Source organism: Pseudomonas sp. C9D1, assembly GCF_056491235.1.
The window spans coordinates 2,226,398-2,243,747 of sequence record NZ_JBSZIE010000002.1; the positions used below are offsets into that span (position 1 = coordinate 2,226,398).

Here is a 17,350-nt window from a genome sequence, read left to right on the forward strand (position 1 = left end):
GAAATGGCGTCACTTTAGGGAGACACTGACTCGGCAACAAGCGATCGGGTCACAAGGCCCCTCATCCCGGCCGAGGCTGAGGTAAACTCTGCGGCCTATCGGGCGAGCCACCGGCGCGCCCTTATCCACAGCTTCACAGGTACGCCCATGCCGATCCGCCACTGCATCGTCCACCTCATCGACAAGAAGCCCGATGGCAGCGCCGCCGTGCTCCACGCACGCGACAGCGAGCTGGGCGAATCCAAGGCCATCGAAAACCTGCTGGCCGACCTCAACGAAAGCTACAACGCCAAGCAAGGCAAGGCCTGGGGCCTGTTCCACGAGGAATCCGGCGCCTACCCGTTCAGCGGCTGGCTGAAGGAATACATGGAAGGCGGCCGCGACTTCACCGCCTTCAGCCGCGAGGCCGTGGCGCACCTGCAGAAGCTGATGGAAGAGTCCAACCTCTCCACCGGCGGCCACGTGCTCTTCGCCCATTACCAGCAAGGCATGACCGACTACCTGGCCATCGCCCTGCTGCACCACAGCGAAGGCGTCACCGTCACCGACGCGCTGGACCTGGCGCCGGCCCGCCACCTGGACCTGGGCCAGCTGCACCTGGCGGCGCGCATCAACATCTCCGAGTGGCGCAACAACGCCCAGTCGAAGCAGTACATCTCCTTCATCAAGGGCAAGAACGGCAAGAAGGTCTCGGATTACTTCCGTGACTTCATCGGCTGCCAGGAAGGCGTAGACGCGCCGAGCGAGACCCGCACCCTGCTCAAGGCCTTCAGCGACTTCGTCGAGCACGAGGACTTCGCCGAGGAACAGGCCCGCGAGAAGACCAAGACCCTGGTGGACTACGCCAGCACCCAGGCCAAGCTGGGCGAGCCGATCACCCTGCAGGAGCTGTCCGGGCTGATCGACGAAGACCGCCCCCGTGCCTTCTACGAACACATCCGCAACAAGGATTACGGCCTGTCGCCGGAAATCCCGCCGGACAAGCGCACCCTCAGCCAGTTCCAGCGCTTCACCGGCCGCGCCGAGGGCCTGTCCATCAGCTTCGAGGCCCACCTGCTGGGCTCGAAGATCGAATACGACGAAGGCCGCGACATGCTGATCATCCGCCAGGTCCCGACCCAGCTGAAGGACCAGCTCAAGCGCCGCAAGGACTGAGCGAAGGTGCAAACGAAAAAGCCCGGCTAAATGCCGGGCTTTTTTGTGCGCCTGCGGATCAGCGCGCTTCGATGCGGAAGCCCACACGGGGGAAGTGCACATGCACCACGCCGGCGCGCTCGTCCTCGCGACGCAGGATCAACTCCTCGCGGCCGGCGAACACCAGTTCGCCTTCCACCGGGTCGACGCCATAGTCGGTGGCGGCGATGGCCACCTTCTGCCCGGCGGTGAAGCCGTTGATGTCGAAGAAGGGCTCATCCGGCAGCGGCGCGGGTTCGGCGGCGCGGGCGATCTCGATGGCGTCGGCGGCGCTCAGCTCGCTGGAGGCGCCATGGCCGAAGCCGAGCACGCGGCCCAGCCAGGCGGCGACCGCCGGGTAGTCGTCCACCAGCGGCGCGGTGACCGGGGTGGCCTTGAGGAACCACAGGCAATGGGCCAGGGAGAAGTCGGCCATGCTCGGCTCGCCGAAGAGGAAGTCACCCTCCTCGCGGCCCAGCTGCTGCTCCAGGCGTGCCATGAAGGTCGGCCAGTTGTGTTTGGCCACCTCGGCCGGCAGGCGCGCGGCGGTGCCGCCGCTGAACAGCCCAGCGCGGTCGGCGATGAAGGCCTTGATCGCCTCCGGCGGCAGCTTGCCGAAGCGCACGGCGATGGATTCGGGCTGGAACACCAGGCTCACCGCGTGCTGGAAGATCACCGAATCCACCCAGTGGCAGAAGCTCGCCACGTTGAATTCCTGGCCCGCCGGGATCAACGCCGGCACAGCCTTCTCCGCCTCCAGGCGGCGGGCGATCAACGCGGTGTCGCAGTAGATGTCGGCGCCGATCTGCAGCACCGGGGTCTTGCGGTAGCCGCCGGTGAGGGGCATCAGGTCCGGCTTGGGCATCAGCGGCGGGATGTGCACCGAACGCCAGGACAGCTGCTTGAAGCCCAGCAGCAGGCGCGCCTTCTCGGCGAAGGGGGATGTGGGGTAGTGGTGCAGGATCAACTCGTGCATGGCGGGCTCCGTATCGTTCTTGTTCAGGCTGGGCAGCTTAGCCGCCCTGGGGTTCAGGGCCTATCCGCTGGCGCTGATGGCGTGCCATCAGCCGCAGCTATTTAGTAGCGCCGGGCCAGCGTCTGGGCCGGGCTGGAATGGAAGCAGCGCGCCCAGGCTCGGCCACCGTCAACCGGTATCCGAAAGCTCGCGCAACGCGGCAGTGGCGAGAAAGCCGGACCGTGAGGCGTAGCGGGCGTCCTTACTCACACGCTCATCGATCCGCTGCAGAAGATTCTCCGGCAGGGTGGCATTGAAGCGAACGGCCTTGCCTAGGTAGGGCGTCACGTCGAACTCGACCACCGCCCACACGCCTCCGGCAAAGTCGGGGTTACCAATGTGGACGTCAATCTGCTGCGCTTGAGGCAGTGCCTCGCCATCCGCCACCAGGCCTTCGAAGTGAAGGGCAAGCGCCTCCTTCACGTTCTCCAGGGCTTCCGCCACGGTAGCGCCCGCAGAGAAACAACCCGGCACGTCCGGCACGGTTACGCCGTAGTCAGAGTCAGGGTCCTTATGCAGAACGAGGGGAAATTTCATGGTGTTTACACTCCGTGTGTTGCGAAGCGATGGCCTCAGAGAAGGCCGGCTTGTTTCAGGATGCTGCGTACCGTCCCTATGGGTAGATCGCTCTTGGGGTGTGGGACCATGACCCGTCCCGGTTTATTCGGGTGCTTGAACTGATGGTGACTGCCTTTCACCTCCACCTCGTACCACCCATCCTCCTTGATCTTCTCTATCACCTCACGACTGCGCATCGTGGCCTCCCTATGCGCATAGTGTGTACCGTACACACCAAATATAGGGCGCGCAATGAAAACACACAGGATACGCACGAATCCGTGGCTGTGATTTCGTCCCCCGTAGCCGAAACCGCCACGGGCCAGCGGCGGCGCTGGCCTGCCCCGGGCTCAGGGCCTATCCGCTGGCGCTGATGGTGCAGCGATGTACGCCTTGGCCAGCGCTTCCTTGGCGGCCTTGCGCAGGTTCTTGATGGCGCGCTCGCGGCGCAGGGCGTCGCCCTTGCCCGGGCACTCTTCGATATAGACCAGCGCCTGGGCCGGGCTGGAGTGGAAGAAGCGCGCGCCCTTGCCGCTCTGGTGCTGGGCGAAGCGGCGTTGCGGGTCGTCGCTGATGCCGCAGTAGAGCGCGCCGTTGGCGGCCCGCACCAGGTAGACGAACCAGGGCCGTGGTGGTGGAACCTCGCTCATGCCCAGGCCACCTCGCGCATGCGCTGGCAATAATCCACCAGGTGCGGGTACTCGCGGGCGAGGCGGTTGAGCGGGGTTTCCAGGGTGCACTGCACCAGATTGGCCAGCAGCCCGTAGGCGGAGGCATCGGCGCTGCAGGGGCGCTCGCCGCCGAAGAAGGCATTCGTGCCGAGCAAGTCGGTGAGGCCTTGCAGGTCCTCGCGGGCGAACACCAGCAGGTCTTCGCGATCGTGACGGCCAAGGCCCTGGGCCAGCAGGTCACGGCGGACCTTGCGTCGCACCAGCGCCGGGATCAGGCGCTGGGCCACGGGCCCGAGGTTGCCGAAGAAGGCCTGGCGGGTCTGCTGCCAGCCCTCCTCCTCCAGCCAGCGGAAGTACACCAGCAGCCAATAGAGGTGCTCGTCGCAAACGCGGGTGACGGCCAGGGCGCGTCCACGGCCGGCGTCGTCGAGGTGGTCGTCCAGGGAGAGTTGCAGGCGCTCGGTGAGCACCCGCTGGATGATCGCGGTATCGGCGATCAGCTCGCCGTCGAAGTCGATGTAGGGCAGCTTGCCCTTGGGGCCGCGCCGGGGGTCCATCAGGGTCTGCGCCTGGTACTGCACGCGCGCCAGGCGCAGGAAGGTCTCCAGCTTGAGGCAGAAGGGGCTGGCGTTGGGCACATCGAACCCGGCGGGAAACTGGAACAGCCTGATCATGATGGATACCGGCAAGAGAGTCGCCGGCGAGCTTAGGCAAAATTGCGCGGCGCAGCCACCCGCCGATGATCGGGCCGCGCCCCGCCCGCTTCAGCGCTGGGCGCGGAACGCCGCCAGGCCCCGGGCCGCCTGCTGGCGGATGGCGTTCTGCACCGGCGGCAGCCAGCCCAACAGCAGGCCCTTGGCGCCCAGCGCCTGGCGGGCCCAGCGCCACAGGTCGAAGCTGTCGCGATGCTCGACGATCAGGCCGTTGTCGAAGCGGAAGCGCGCCTCGATGCGGTTGACCACGGTGCGCCCGGTCTGGCTGAACAGGTAGGTGGCGACCCAGCGCGCACGGCCTTCGTGCTCATCGGCCTCGACGCCGTCGAAGGTCAGGGAAAAGGCCTGGGCGCGGCTCGCCAGCATGCGCCACATGTCCGCCGCCTCGGTACCGCGCAGGTCGGTGAACACCGGGTCGGCGAAGCGCACGTCGGCGGCGTAGCAGCCGGCCATGGTCTCGGCGTCCAGGACCTGGAAGGCGCGATAGAAGCGTTCGATGAGGGCAGCGTTGGGATGGCTCATGGCGATGCTCGTGGCGATTGGGATGAGGAGAGTATCGACGGCTTTCCGCCCGGCGGCGATTGGCTGCATCGCCATCTTTGTGGCAATAATCGCCACCTTCCTGTTCGAGACACCGCCGATGATCCGTATCGCCCTGCTGGTCTGCCCGCAAACGGTCTGCTCCAGCCTGGCCATGGCCGACGACGCCTTCCGCCTGGCCAACACCCTGGCGGGCGAGGCGCTGTTCGAGGTGCTGCGGGTCAGCCGCGACGGCCAGCCAGTGGACCTGGGCATGGCCAGCATCCGCGTCGACGGCGACCTGGCCCTGGCCGCCGAGGCACAACTGGTGATGCTGCCGGCCACCGGCAGCGCGGTGGAGCGCAGCATCAAGGGCAATCCCGACCTCTTGCACTGGCTGGCACGGCGCCCGGCCACCCAGCAGGTGGCCAGCCTGTGCAGCAGTGCCTTCCTCCTCGGCGCCGCCGGCCTGCTCGACGGCCGCCGCGCCACCACCCACTGGGCGCTGGCCGGTGCCTTCCGCCAGCGCTTCCCCCAGGTGCGCCTGCAACCCGATGAGCTGCTCACCGAGGACGGCAACCTGTTCTGCTCCGGCGGCGCCCAGGCCGGGCTCGACATGTGCCTGCACCTGATCGCCTGGCACGGCGGCGACTGGCTGGCGCAACGGGTGGCCGGGGCCCTGGTGTTCGACCGCGAGCGCGGCCGCCAGTCACGTTTCACCCCGCTGCTGCCGGACGTGCCGGGAGACGCCCAGCTCGGCCCGCTGCTGGCCTGGATGCAGCGCCACCACGCCGAGCCCATCGATCTCAAGGGCCTGGCCGAACGCGCCCACTGTTCGACCCGCACCCTGCTGCGGCGCTTCCGCACCGCCACCGGCCTGACCCCGAACGACTACGTGCAACGCCTGCGCATCGCCGCCGCCCAGTCCGCCCTGCGCAACCCCTCCCGCTCCCTGGAGCAGGTGGCGCAGCAGGTGGGCTACAGCGACCGCGCCACCTTCGCCAAGCTGTTCAAGCAGCTCTGCGGCGAAGCGCCGGGAGCCTTCCGCCGGCGCCTGCGGGAGCAGGCGTGATCCGCGTTATGCCCTTGTAGCCCGTGCTTCAGCGCGGGAGCGGAGTGGCCGGCATTCCCGGACTGAAGTCCGGGCTACGGGCTGCCGCCTCCACCGCGTGGGTTTCGCCAAGCTCTACCCACCCTACGAAAGCCGCCACCACCTGCGTGCTGGGTTAGTGGTGCTACCGGAAATCCATCAATACCCAGGCCTGGGCTTTGCCCCAGAAATCCCCCCACCAGAAATGAAAAAGGGGCCCGAAGGCCCCTTTTCATATCGCGCTAACAATCAGTGCAGGATCTGCCCGAGGAACAGCTTGGTGCGCTCGTTCTGCGGGTTGTCGAAGAAGGCGTTGGGTTCGTTCTGTTCGACGATCTCGCCCTTGTCCATGAAGATCACCCGGTCCGCCACGGTGCGGGCGAAGCCCATCTCGTGGGTCACGCAGAGCATGGTCATGCCGTCCTGGGCCAGGCCGACCATGGTGTCGAGCACTTCCTTCACCATCTCGGGGTCGAGGGCGGAGGTGGGTTCGTCGAACAGCATGATCTTCGGTTTCATGCACAGGGCACGGGCGATGGCCACGCGCTGCTGCTGGCCACCGGAGAGCTGGCCGGGGAACTTGTTGGCCTGCTCGGGGATGCGCACGCGCTCCAGGTAGTGCATGGCGATTTCCTCGGCCTTGCGCTTGGGCAGCTTGCGCACCCACATGGGTGCCAGGGTGCAGTTCTGCAGCACGGTGAGGTGCGGGAACAGGTTGAAGTGCTGGAACACCATGCCCACCTCGCGGCGGATCGCCTCGATCTGCTTGAGGTCGTTGGTCAGCTCGGTGCCGTCGACGATGATCCGCCCCTGCTGGTGTTCCTCCAGGCGGTTGATGCAGCGGATGGTGGTCGACTTGCCGGAACCGGACGGGCCGCAAAGCACGATGCGCTCGCCCTGCCGGACGTTCAGGTTGATGTCCTTGAGCACGTGGAACTGCCCGTACCACTTGTTCACGCCCTGCAGCTGGATGATCGGCGCAGCGGCGTCTTTCTGGATGGCTTCACTCATTCGAATCTCTCTCCTAACGCTTGTGCCCGGTGTTCAGCTTCTGTTCGAGGCGCATGGAATAGCGCGACATGCTGAAGCAGAAGATCCAGTAGACCAGGGCGGCGAATACGTAGCCTTCGGTGGACATGCCCAGCCATTTCGGGTCGGTGGTCGCCTGCTTGATGCTGTTGAGCAGGTCGAACAGGCCGATGATGATCACCAGGCTGGTGTCCTTGAACAGGGCGATGAAGGTGTTGACGATGCCGGGGATGACCATCTTCAGGGCCTGGGGCAGGATCACCAGCGCGGTGCTGCGCCAGTAGCCCAGGCCGAGGCCGGCGGCAGCTTCGTACTGGCCCTTGGGGATGGCCTGCAGGCCGCCACGGACCACTTCGGCGATATAGGCCGCCTCGAAGAAGATCACCATCACCAGCGCCCGCAGCAGCTTGTCGAGGTTCATGCCTTCGGGCAGGAACAGCGGCAGCATCACCGAAGACATGAACAGCACGGTGATCAGCGGTACGCCACGCCAGAACTCGATGAAGGTCACGCAGATGACCTTGATCGCCGGCAGTTTCGAGCGCCGTCCCAGCGCCAGCAGGATGCCCAGGGGCAGCGCGCCGACGATGCCGACATAGGCGATCACCAGGGTCAGCATCAGGCCGCCCCAGCGGCTGGTCGACACCTCCTGCAGACCCAGGCCGCCGTGCAGCAGCCAGAAGGCCACCAGCGGGTAGATCACCAGGAAGCCGATGCCGTAGAAGGCCTTGTGCGGGGTGCGTTTGATGAACAGCGGCGCCACGCCGATGATCGCCAGCCACACGGTGACATCCACCCGCCAGCGCAGCTCGCTGGGGTAGAAGCCATACATGAACTGACCGAAGCGTTGCTGGATGAACACCCAGCAGGCGCCTTCACCGGTGCAGTCGGCGCGGGTGCTGCCGCTCCAGGTGGCGTGGATGAAGGCCCAGTTGAGGATGGGCGGGATGATCAGCCACAGCAGGTACAGCGACAGTGCGGTGAGCACCACGTGCAACGGGCTGGCGAACAGGTTATGACGCAGCCAGGCGACCGGGCCCACCACTGTGCTGGGTGGCGGCTGGTCGGGCTTGAAGGTATGCGATGTCATGTCAGTGCCCTCACCGCTCGATCAGCGCGATGCGCTTGTTGTACCAGTTCATCAGCAGGGAAATGCTGATGCTGATGGCCAGGTAGACGCTCATGGTGATGGCCATGACCTCGATGGCCTGGCCGGTCTGGTTGAGCGTGGTACCGGCGAACAGCGAGACCATGTCCGGGTAGCCGATGCCGGCCGCCAGGGACGAGTTCTTCGCCAGGTTCAGGTACTGGCTGGTGAGCGGCGGAATGATCACCCGCAGGGCCTGGGGCACGATGACCAGGCGCAGCGTCTGCCCGGGGCGAATGCCCAGGGAGTGCGCCGCTTCGGTCTGGCCGTGGCTGACCGACTGGATGCCGGCCCGCACCGTCTCGCCGATGAAGGCGGCGGTGTAGATCGACAGCGCCAGCATCAACGCGATCAGTTCCGGGATCACCACCCAGCCACCGCGGAAGTTGAAGCCGGTCAGTTGCGGCACTTCCCAGTGGAAGGGGCTGCCCATCACCAGGGCGGCGAGGCTGGGCAGCACCACCAGCAGGGCGAGGGTGCTCAGCAGTACCGGGAAGCGCTGGCCGGTGGCATGGCGCCGCGCCCGGGCCCAACGCCACACCAGCACACTGGCGACCAGCGCCACCACGACGGCGATCAGGAAGGGCCAGAAGCCGTCGGCCATGGTGGGCGACGGCATGTACAGGCCACGGTTGTTGATGAAGAAGGTGTCACCGAAGCTCATGCTCTGCCGCGGGCCCGGCATGGGCAGCATCACGGCGAAGTACCAGAAGAAGATCTGCAGCAGCGGCGGGATGTTGCGGAAGGTCTCGATGTAGACGGTCGCCAGCTTGCGAATCAGCCAGTTGGGCGAAAGCCGCGCGACACCGAGAATGAAGCCGAGAACGGTCGCCAGGATGATGCCGACCACGGTCACCAGCAGGGTGTTGAGCAGGCCGATGAAGAAGACGCGCCCGTAGGTGTCGCTCTCCTTGTAGTCGATCAGGTGCTGGGAGATGCCGAAGCCGGCGCTCTGGTCGAGGAAGCCGAAGCCGGAGATGATCCCGCGCTTTTCCAGGTTGACCTGGGTGTTGTGGAAGAGGAACCAGCCGAACGCCACGACGGCGACTACGGCGATGATCTGGAATAGCCACGCGCGCGTCTGCGGGTCGGTCAGGACCGATCCACGGACACGCGGGGCTTGGGAAGTTTTCTGCATGACAGCCCTCGTCGGTTGGAACTGGACGCTACCGCCCGCATCCGCGGGCGGTAGCGTGGTGGGTCAGCGCACCGGCGGTGCGTACTGCAGACCACCCTTGTTCCACAGGGCGTTGAGACCGCGCTCGATCTTCAGCTCGCTGCCGGCACCGACGTTGCGATCGAAGATTTCGGCGTAGTTGCCGACTTGCTTGATGATCTGCACCGCCCAGTCTTTCGGCAGCTTCAGATCCTTGCCGAAGTCGCCTTCAGCGCCCAGCAGGCGGGCCACGTCCGGGTTCTTGGTGGACTTGGCGGTTTCCACGACATTCTTCGAGTCGATGCCGAGTTCTTCAGCGTTCAGCTGGGCGAACAGGCTCCAGCGCACGATGTCGAACCACTCCTCGTCACCCTGGCGAACGGCTGGGCCGAGGGGTTCCTTGGAGATGACTTCCGGCAGCACCACGTACTCGTCCGGCGCGGCCAGCTTGATGCGCTGGGCGTACAGCTGCGACTGGTCGGAGGTCAGCACGTCGCAACGGCCGGATTCCAGCGACTTGGCGCTCTCGTCGGAGGTGTCATAGGTGATGGGGGTGTACTTCAGGCCGTTGGCGCGGAAGTAGTCGGCCAGGTTCAGCTCGGTGGTGGTACCGGCCTGGATGCAGACGGTGGCGCCATCGAGTTCCTTGGCGCTGGAAACGCCGAGTTTCTTGTTCACCAGGAAGCCCTGGCCGTCGTAGTAGGTCACGCCGGTGAAGTTCAGGCCCATCGCCGCGTCGCGGGAGCTGGTCCAGGTGGTGTTGCGGGAGAGGATGTCCACTTCGCCGGACTGCAGCGCGGTGAAGCGCTCCTTGGCGGTGAGCGGGCTGAACTTGACCTTGCTCGCATCACCGAACACAGCCGCTGCTACAGCGCGGCAGATGTCGACGTCGATACCTTTGTATTCGCCCTTGGAGTCGGCGTAGGAAAAGCCCGGGAGGCCGTCACTGATGCCGCACTGCACGTAGCCTTTCTTCTTGACCGCATCCAGGGTGGCGCCCGCCTGAGCGAAGCCGCTGACACCGAGAACAGCTGCCGCAGTCAGCACGGCCAGGGTGGATTTCACCATCTTCATCAAAACCTCCAGTTGCTTTTTTTTGTGTTGGAGTCTCGGTCCTGCCGCCGTACCCTCGTGAGGCAGGTTCAACCGCGCGAGGCGTCGGTCAACCGGGGAATCGGACCTAAGGAAGAAGTCTAGTTGGCGCCGCTCCGCGCGCCAGCTGCCCTCTTCCTCGCCCATTGGTCGAATGGGCTGGAGACGGATTTTCGACCACCTTCACGAAGAAAACGTGCCAGCGATCGTTTGCAAGGTATCGATCTGCATCGACGCCCAACCCGTTGAGCGACTTGCGAAGTGTTACCGCCGCGCAAGCCGTCTGTAAGTCTGCTGCTGGTTAGCAAAGGCCGTACCAGCACAGTGCCTGTACGCCGCTTCCGACAGGTCAATAGGGAAAGTTTTATTGGTGCGACATATTTTTCACTGATAGACCCCATCATCGCCCCGCGCAAGCACCACTTTGGTGCGAGCGCCCCGAACTGGAGCCACACATGAGTAATCCGTTGATTCTGGAGCCCACACAGACGGCCGATGCGTGCGTCATCTGGTTGCACGGATTGGGGGCGGACCGCTACGACTTCCTGCCGGTGGCCGAAGCGCTACAGGAGGTGCTCGACAGCGCCCGCTTCATCCTGCCCCAGGCCCCCACGCGCGCCGTCACCATCAATGGCGGCTACGCCATGCCTTCCTGGTACGACATCCTCGCCATGAGCCCGGCCCGGGCCATCGACCAGGCCCAGCTGGAACAGTCGGCGCAAAGCGTGATCGCCCTGATCGAAGCCCAGCGCGATGCCGGCATCGACCCGGCGCGCATCGTCCTCGCCGGCTTCTCCCAGGGCGGCGCGGTGGTGCTGCACACCGGCCTGCTGCGCTGGGAAGGTCCGCTGGGCGGGGTGCTGGCGCTGTCCACCTATGCGCCGACCTTCGGCGACACCCTGGCGCTGCCGGATACAAAACTACAACTGCCGGTTTTCTGCCTGCATGGCACCTTCGACGACGTGGTGCCGCTGGCCATGGGCCGCGCCGCACACGACAAACTCGCCGCCGCCGGCGTTCCGGTGCAGTGGCAGGACTACCCGATGGGCCACGAGGTGCTGCCGGAGGAAATCCGTGACATAGGCGCCTGGCTGAGCGCTCGGCTGACCCGTTGATCCGCCCACCCACAACAAGAATTGGCCATGACCCAGACTCCCGTACCGCCCATTACCTCCCTGCGCGATATCGAGCTGATCGAACAGGTCTCGCTGCAGCAACGCGGCATGCCGGACAGCACCTACGCGCTGATCCGCCAGAGCGCCCAGCGCACGCCGGACGCCATCGCCATGACCTTCCTCATGCAGGGCAGCGCCGACGAGGCCCCCTGGCAGCTGAGCTACGCCGAGCTGCTGGCCCAGGTCACCCGCACCGCCAACGCCTTCCACCGCCTGGGCCTGCGCCCGGGCAAAGCGGTGTCCTTCCTGCTGCCCAACCTGCCGCACACCCACTTCACCCTGTGGGGCGGCGAAGCGGCGGGCATCGTCAACGCCATCAACCCGCTGCTCGATCCCGAGCACATCGCCGAACTGGTGCGCGCGTCGGATTCCGAAGTGCTGGTGACCCTGGCGCCCTTCCCCGGCACCGACCTGTGGGACAAGGTCGCGTCCCTGCGCGATGAGCTGCCGGGCCTCAAGGCCATCGTCACGGTCGACCTCGCCAACTACCTGCCCGAGCCCCAGCGCAGTGGCCTCAAGGCCCAGCGCGGCGCCCTGCCGGAAGGCGTGCTGGACTTCGACGAACTGATCGCCGGCTGCCCCGCCGACCATCTGGAGAGCGGCCGGGTGATCGCCCCCGACGACATCGCCTCCTACTTCCACACCGGCGGCACCACCGGTACGCCCAAACTCGCGCCGCACACGCACCGCAACGAAGTGGCGATGGCGATGATCCTCGCCTACACCATCAACCTCGGCCCCCGTGACGTGACCCTCTGCGGCCTGCCGCTGTTCCACGTCAACGGCGTGATGGTCACCGGCCTCGCCCCGTTCTTCGCCGGCGCCCAGGTGCTGCTGGCCACGCCCCAGGGCTACCGCAACACCGCGCTGATCCAGAACTTCTGGACGATCATCGAGCGCTACAAGGTGAGCTTCTTCAGCGGCGTGCCCACTATCTATGCCGGCCTGCTGCAGGTGCCCAGCGAGGGCTACGACCTCTCCAGCCTGCGCTACGCCCTGTGCGGTGCGGCGCCGATGCCGGTGGAGCTGATCCGCCAGTTCGAGGCCAAGACCGGCCTCACCCTGATCGAGGGCTACGGCCTCACCGAAGGCACCTGCGGCAGCTGCGGCAACCCCAGCGCGGGCGAGCGCCGGCCGGGCTCCATCGGCCTGCGCATGCCCTACTGCGACGTGGCGATCAAGGTGCTGGACGAGCAAGGCGGCTTCCTCCGCGATGCCCGGGCCAACGAGATCGGCAACGTCTGCCTGCGCGGCATCACCGTGTTCAAGGGCTACCTGCAGGCCAGCAAGAACGCCGGCATCTGGGTAGACGGCGACTGGTTCAACACCGGCGACCTGGGCCGCATCGACGCCGACGGCTACATCTGGCTCACCGGGCGCAGCAAGGACCTGATCATCCGTGGCGGCCACAACATCGACCCGCAGATGATCGAGGAAGCCCTGCACGGCCACCCCGCCGTAGCCATGGCCGCTGCGGTCGGCAAGCCCGACGAGAAGGCCGGCGAACTGCCGGTGGCCTACGTCCAGCTCAAGCCCGGCATGCAGGCCAGCGAGGCCGAACTGCTGGCCCACGCCGGCGCCCATGTGCCGGAGCGCGCGGCAGTGCCCAAGGACGTGTGGATCATCGACGCGCTGCCGGTCACCGCGGTGGGCAAGACCTTCAAGCCGACCCTGCGCCACGACGCCATCCGTCGGGTCTTCGAAGACGTGCTGGCGCCGCTGGCACCGGGGCTGAGCGTCGAAGTGCGTGCCGACGACCGCCACGGTCAACTGGCCCATATCCGGGTGCCCGACCTGCACGAGAACCGCCGTGCCGACCTGGAGCAGCGCCTGGCCGGTTTCGCCGTGCGCTACGAGCTGCACCCGCACCTCTGAGGCGCGCAGCTCCCGGCCTCGCGCCGGGAGCTGACCCGCCCCGCAAGGCCCGTTCCAGGGCCTTCGCCGTCGCCTCGAACGAGACCACCTCCGCAGAAATGCACATTGTCCGACAACATTGGCCGGGAATGTGACGCGCTATGGTTTTCCAAACCACTGGTCGGCCTACCTTGCGGCAAGCATTGAAAGCCGTTGGGGGCGGGCATAAGGTCGATAACGGTTTTCAACGCAAAGACATGGAGTGTTTTGCGATGCCACCTCCCCAAGTTGCCCTAGTTGCTATCCAGGTCAGATGTAGCCCATGAAGAATGCGCACTGGCAGGCCGATCTGCAGCTGCTCAAACGCCAGCGACTGTTCCAGAACGTCGCCGCCAACAGCCTGCAGCAGGTCCTGCAGGAGTTCGCCGCCTGCGACCTGGAAAAAGGCGAGATCCTGCTCTCGCCCTTCAACCGCAACCAGTACCTCTACCTGCTGCTCGACGGCCAGTTGCAGGTGTACCTGGGCTCCCTCGACAACCAGCCGATGTCCACCCTGGAAGCCGGCGACTGCGCGGGTGAAATCAGCTTCATCGACAACGACCACCCCTCCGCCTACGTGGTCGCCACCCAGCCGAGCACCGTACTGCGCCTGCACCGCGAGGCGCTGTCGAAGCTGTTCCAGCAATCGCCACAGATGATGCAGAACCTGCTGGAGCTGCTCTGCGACCGAGTGCGCACGGGCAACCGGATCATTCTCGACACCGAGCAGAACGCCAACGTCGACACCCTCACCGGGCTCTACAACCGGCGCTGGCTGGAACATATCTACGAGCGCGAAAACACCCGCTGCGCCTTCAACGGCCAGCCCATGTGCCTGCTGATGCTCGATGTCGATCACTTCAAGGCCTACAACGACCGCCACGGCCACCTGGCCGGCGACTACGCCCTCTGCCTGGTGGCCCACACCCTGCGCAACCAGTTGCGGCCGAAGGACAGCATGGCCCGCTTCGGGGGCGAGGAATTCGTCATCCTGCTGCCGGAAATCGCGGTGGAGGAAGCGCGCAGCATCGGCGAGCGCCTGCGCCAAAGCCTGGAGCAGGTGCCCTCCTTCTATTCACCGGTGGGGATACTGCCGGGGGTCACGGTGTCCATCGGCCTGACCCAGATGCAACCCAAGGACGACCTGCAGGACCTCATCGCCCGCGCCGACGCTGCCCTCTATAAGGCCAAGATGCAGGGACGTAACTGCCTTAACGGCTGAGCCGTGCTGCAGCGAGCCGGCGGCCTTGCTAGAGTTCCCGGCCACTACAACAACGAAGCCCGGATGCTCCCTCAATGCGCAAACTCCTGATCCTGCTGGTACTGGTCGTGATCGGCCTGGCGGTGTTCTTCAGCCTGCCCAGCGTCCTCGACCGGAAGATGAACAGCGTCGAATCCCCAGCGCCCTATATCGCCAGCGAAGCGGCCAACAAGCTGCACGAGAAACTCTTCATCGCCGACCTCCACGACGATGCCCTGCTCTGGCAACGCGACCTGCTGGAGCGCCATGACTTCGGCCACAGCGACCTGCCGCGCCTGCTGGAAGGCAAGGTCGCCCTGCAGGTGTTCTCCACCGTCACCAAGACCCCGCGCGGCATCAACTACGACAGGAACGACGACGACAGCGACAACATCACCGTGCTCGCCATGGCCCAACGCTGGCCGCCGCGTACCTGGACCAGCCTGCTGGAGCGCGCGCTGTACCAGGGCGAAAAACTCGCCGCAGCCGCCAAGGGCAGCGACGGCAAGCTGGTGCAAGTGCGCACCCGCGCCGACTTCGAAACCTTCATCGCCGCCTGGAAGAAAGACCCCAATCGCGTCGCCGCCATCCTCGCCACCGAAGGCCTGCACCCGCTGGAAGGCAAGATCGAGAACGTCGACCGCCTGTATGACGCCGGCTTCCGCATCACCGGCCTGACCCACTTCTTCGATAACGAAGTCGGCGGTTCCGCCCACGGCATGGAAAAGGGCGGCCTCACCCGCTTCGGCCGCCGCGTGGTGGCCCACCTGGAAGAGAAGAAGATGATCATCGACCTGGCCCACGCCTCCCGCGCGCTGATCGATGACGTGCTGGAAATGGCCGAGCGCCCGGTGCTGGTCTCCCATGGCGGCGTCGAAGGCACCTGCCCCGGCCCGCGCAACCTCAGCGACGACCACGTCAAGCGCATCGCCGCCACCGGCGGGGTGATCGGCATCGGCTACTGGGAAACCGCCGTGTGCGACACCTCGGTCAAGGCCATCGTCAAAGCCATCCGCTACACCAGCGACCTGGTGGGCGTCGAGCACGTGGCCCTGGGCTCGGACTTCGACGGCACCATCCACGCCCCCTTCGACACCACCGGCCTGGCCCAGCTGACCCAGGGCCTGCAGGAAGCCGGCTACAGCGAAGGCGACATCGCCAAGATCATGGGCGGCAACGTCCAGCGCCTGCTCCTGGCCAGCCTGCCCAGCGAATAACCCCCGCCCCACGCCGCCCCGACACCGGGGCGGCGCCCTCCTACCCCGCGCAACGCCCGGAACAGAGCGGCTGCCCACGGCAAAACGCCAGGGCACTTCGCCGCGATCACATCTTGCTTTACACTGGCGCCCGTTCATTCCTTAACCAATCGACGAGATGACCGTGCTCAAAGCACTCAAGAAAATCTTTGGCAAGGGCGAAGAGCCCATTTCCGGCGTCGCCCCGACTGCCCCGGCCACCCAGGCCCCGACTCGCACCGCTAGCGAGAGAACCCCCGCCCAGCCCAAGAAGGCGCCGCGCGCCCCGGCTGAGAAACCCGCCGCTGCTGCTGCCGCCACTGCTACCGAGCAGGCCCCCCGCGCCGAGAAGAAACCCCGCAGCGACAAACCCAGGTCCGACAAGCCTCGCCGTGAGCGCGCGCCCAAGCCGGTAGACACCTGGAAGCTGGAAGACTTCGTCGTCGAACCCATGGAAGGCAAGACCCGCTTCCACGACTTCAAGCTGTCGCCGACCCTGATGCACGCCATCCATGACCTGGGCTTCCCCTACTGCACGCCGATCCAGGCGGGCGTACTGGGCTTCACCCTCAAGGGCCAGGACGCCATCGGCCGCGCCCAGACCGGCACCGGCAAGACCGCCGCCTTCCTCATCTCGATCATCACCCAGCTGCAGCAGACCCCGCCGCCGAAAGAGCGCTACATGGGCGAGCCCCGTGCGCTGATCATCGCGCCGACCCGCGAGCTGGTGGTGCAGATCGCCAAGGACGCCCAGGCCCTGACCAAGTACACCGGCCTGAACGTCATGAGCTTCGTCGGCGGCATGGACTTCGACAAGCAGCTCAAGCAGCTGGAATCGCGCTTCTGCGACATCCTCGTGGCCACCCCCGGCCGCCTGCTGGACTTCAACCAGCGCGGTGACGTGCACCTGGACATGGTCGAAGTGATGGTGCTGGACGAAGCCGACCGCATGCTCGACATGGGCTTCATCCCCCAGGTCCGCCAGATCATCCGCCAGACCCCGCACAAGGGCGAACGCCAGACCCTGCTGTTCTCCGCCACCTTCACCGACGACGTGATGAACCTGGCCAAGCAGTGGACCGTCGACCCGGCCATCGTCGAGATCGAGCCGGAGAACGTCGCCAGCGAGACCGTCGAGCAGCATGTCTACGCCGTTGCCGGCAGCGACAAGTACAAGCTGCTCTACAACCTGGTCGCCCAGAACAACTGGGAACGGGTGATGGTCTTCGCCAACCGCAAGGACGAGGTGCGCCGCATCGAAGAGCGCCTGACCAAGGACGGCATCAGCGCCGCCCAGATGTCCGGCGATGTGCCCCAGCACAAGCGCATCAAGACCCTGGAAGGCTTCCGCGAAGGCAAGATCCGCGTACTGGTCGCCACCGACGTCGCCGGCCGCGGCATCCACGTCGACGCCATCAGCCACGTGATCAACTTCACCCTGCCGGAAGACCCGGACGACTACGTGCACCGCATCGGCCGTACCGGCCGTGCCGGCACCAGCGGCACCTCCATCAGCTTTGCCGGCGAGGACGATGCCTTCGCCCTGCCGCCGATCGAAGAACTGCTGGGCCGCAAGATCAACTGCGAAACCCCGCCCGCCGAGCTGCTCAAGTCGGTGCCGCGCAAGCACTGATCGCAGCTGCC

Annotated in this window: 17 protein-coding genes; 7 read left to right on the forward strand and 10 right to left on the reverse strand. The window is 65.9% G+C overall.

The genetic code is table 11. The features are described from left to right. The first annotated feature begins 147 nt into the window (after positions 1-147). Positions 148-1,155, forward strand: a complete 1,008-nt coding sequence (gene yejK / locus ACXI0U_RS18475; RefSeq protein ID WP_021220874.1) for a nucleoid-associated protein YejK — start codon at positions 148-150, stop codon at positions 1,153-1,155. A 58-nt stretch (positions 1,156-1,213) separates the two neighbouring features. Here yejK and ACXI0U_RS18480 read toward each other — a convergent pair whose 3' ends face one another. From ACXI0U_RS18480 to ACXI0U_RS18505, 6 genes are all read right to left on the reverse strand, one after another. Further along, positions 1,214-2,149 carry a glutathione S-transferase family protein gene (locus tag ACXI0U_RS18480; RefSeq protein ID WP_435635101.1) on the reverse strand — a complete coding sequence of 312 codons (936 nt, stop codon included), beginning with the start codon at positions 2,147-2,149 and terminating at the stop codon, positions 1,214-1,216. 168 nt (positions 2,150-2,317) lie between these two features. Then, positions 2,318-2,725: a type II toxin-antitoxin system HicB family antitoxin gene (locus tag ACXI0U_RS18485; protein WP_479550656.1), complete on the reverse strand. Its 408-nt coding sequence runs from the start codon at positions 2,723-2,725 to the stop codon at positions 2,318-2,320. 35 nt (positions 2,726-2,760) lie between these two features. Then, positions 2,761-2,943: a type II toxin-antitoxin system HicA family toxin gene (locus tag ACXI0U_RS18490; protein ID WP_479550657.1), complete on the reverse strand. Its 183-nt coding sequence runs from the start codon at positions 2,941-2,943 to the stop codon at positions 2,761-2,763. Between the two features lie 153 nt (positions 2,944-3,096). Further along, positions 3,097-3,396, reverse strand: coding sequence for a GIY-YIG nuclease family protein (locus ACXI0U_RS18495; RefSeq protein ID WP_021220877.1), 300 nt, complete (start codon positions 3,394-3,396; stop codon positions 3,097-3,099). Then, on the reverse strand, positions 3,393-4,091 hold the full coding sequence (locus ACXI0U_RS18500; RefSeq protein ID WP_316924914.1) for a glutathione S-transferase family protein: 699 nt from the start codon (positions 4,089-4,091) through the stop codon (positions 3,393-3,395). The genes ACXI0U_RS18495 and ACXI0U_RS18500 overlap by 4 nt, the downstream gene beginning before the upstream one ends. Before the next feature lie 90 nt (positions 4,092-4,181). Beyond that, positions 4,182-4,652 carry a nuclear transport factor 2 family protein gene (locus ACXI0U_RS18505; RefSeq protein ID WP_316924915.1) on the reverse strand — a complete coding sequence of 157 codons (471 nt, stop codon included), beginning with the start codon at positions 4,650-4,652 and terminating at the stop codon, positions 4,182-4,184. Between the two features lie 118 nt (positions 4,653-4,770). Here ACXI0U_RS18505 and ACXI0U_RS18510 point away from each other — a divergent pair, with 118 nt between their 5' ends. Beyond that, positions 4,771-5,721 carry a GlxA family transcriptional regulator gene (locus ACXI0U_RS18510; protein WP_479551106.1) on the forward strand — a complete coding sequence of 317 codons (951 nt, stop codon included), beginning with the start codon at positions 4,771-4,773 and terminating at the stop codon, positions 5,719-5,721. A 267-nt stretch (positions 5,722-5,988) separates the two neighbouring features. On the opposite strand, the gene ACXI0U_RS18515 is transcribed toward ACXI0U_RS18510, so the two are convergent. The 4 genes from ACXI0U_RS18515 to ACXI0U_RS18530 all read right to left on the reverse strand — a co-directional run bounded on the left by ACXI0U_RS18515 (position 5,989) and on the right by ACXI0U_RS18530 (position 10,145). Further along, positions 5,989-6,750, reverse strand: a complete 762-nt coding sequence (locus ACXI0U_RS18515; RefSeq protein ID WP_043240026.1) for an amino acid ABC transporter ATP-binding protein — start codon at positions 6,748-6,750, stop codon at positions 5,989-5,991. 13 nt (positions 6,751-6,763) lie between these two features. Further along, positions 6,764-7,858 carry an amino acid ABC transporter permease gene (locus ACXI0U_RS18520; protein ID WP_021220882.1) on the reverse strand — a complete coding sequence of 365 codons (1,095 nt, stop codon included), beginning with the start codon at positions 7,856-7,858 and terminating at the stop codon, positions 6,764-6,766. 10 nt (positions 7,859-7,868) lie between these two features. Continuing rightward, on the reverse strand, positions 7,869-9,053 hold the full coding sequence (locus ACXI0U_RS18525; protein WP_184487478.1) for an amino acid ABC transporter permease: 1,185 nt from the start codon (positions 9,051-9,053) through the stop codon (positions 7,869-7,871). 63 nt (positions 9,054-9,116) lie between these two features. Beyond that, positions 9,117-10,145 (reverse strand): amino acid ABC transporter substrate-binding protein, encoded by a 1,029-nt coding sequence (locus ACXI0U_RS18530; RefSeq protein ID WP_021220884.1) that lies wholly within the window; start codon positions 10,143-10,145, stop codon positions 9,117-9,119. A 473-nt stretch (positions 10,146-10,618) separates the two neighbouring features. On the opposite strand from ACXI0U_RS18530, the gene ACXI0U_RS18535 reads away from it, so the two are divergent. The 5 genes from ACXI0U_RS18535 to rhlB all read left to right on the forward strand — a co-directional run bounded on the left by ACXI0U_RS18535 (position 10,619) and on the right by rhlB (position 17,339). Then, positions 10,619-11,278, forward strand: a complete 660-nt coding sequence (locus ACXI0U_RS18535) for an alpha/beta hydrolase (RefSeq protein ID WP_031288254.1) — start codon at positions 10,619-10,621, stop codon at positions 11,276-11,278. 27 nt (positions 11,279-11,305) lie between these two features. Next, entirely contained in the window at positions 11,306-13,213 is a 1,908-nt protein-coding gene (locus tag ACXI0U_RS18540) for an acyl-CoA synthetase (RefSeq protein WP_374978849.1), read from the forward strand. A gap of 301 nt (positions 13,214-13,514) precedes the next feature. Further along, positions 13,515-14,453 carry a GGDEF domain-containing protein gene (locus tag ACXI0U_RS18545; RefSeq protein ID WP_271658924.1) on the forward strand — a complete coding sequence of 313 codons (939 nt, stop codon included), beginning with the start codon at positions 13,515-13,517 and terminating at the stop codon, positions 14,451-14,453. A gap of 74 nt (positions 14,454-14,527) precedes the next feature. Beyond that, positions 14,528-15,688 carry a dipeptidase gene (locus ACXI0U_RS18550; protein WP_479550658.1) on the forward strand — a complete coding sequence of 387 codons (1,161 nt, stop codon included), beginning with the start codon at positions 14,528-14,530 and terminating at the stop codon, positions 15,686-15,688. A gap of 163 nt (positions 15,689-15,851) precedes the next feature. Continuing rightward, entirely contained in the window at positions 15,852-17,339 is a 1,488-nt protein-coding gene (gene rhlB, locus ACXI0U_RS18555) for an ATP-dependent RNA helicase RhlB (RefSeq protein WP_479550659.1), read from the forward strand. Positions 17,340-17,350: the final 11 nt, after the last annotated feature.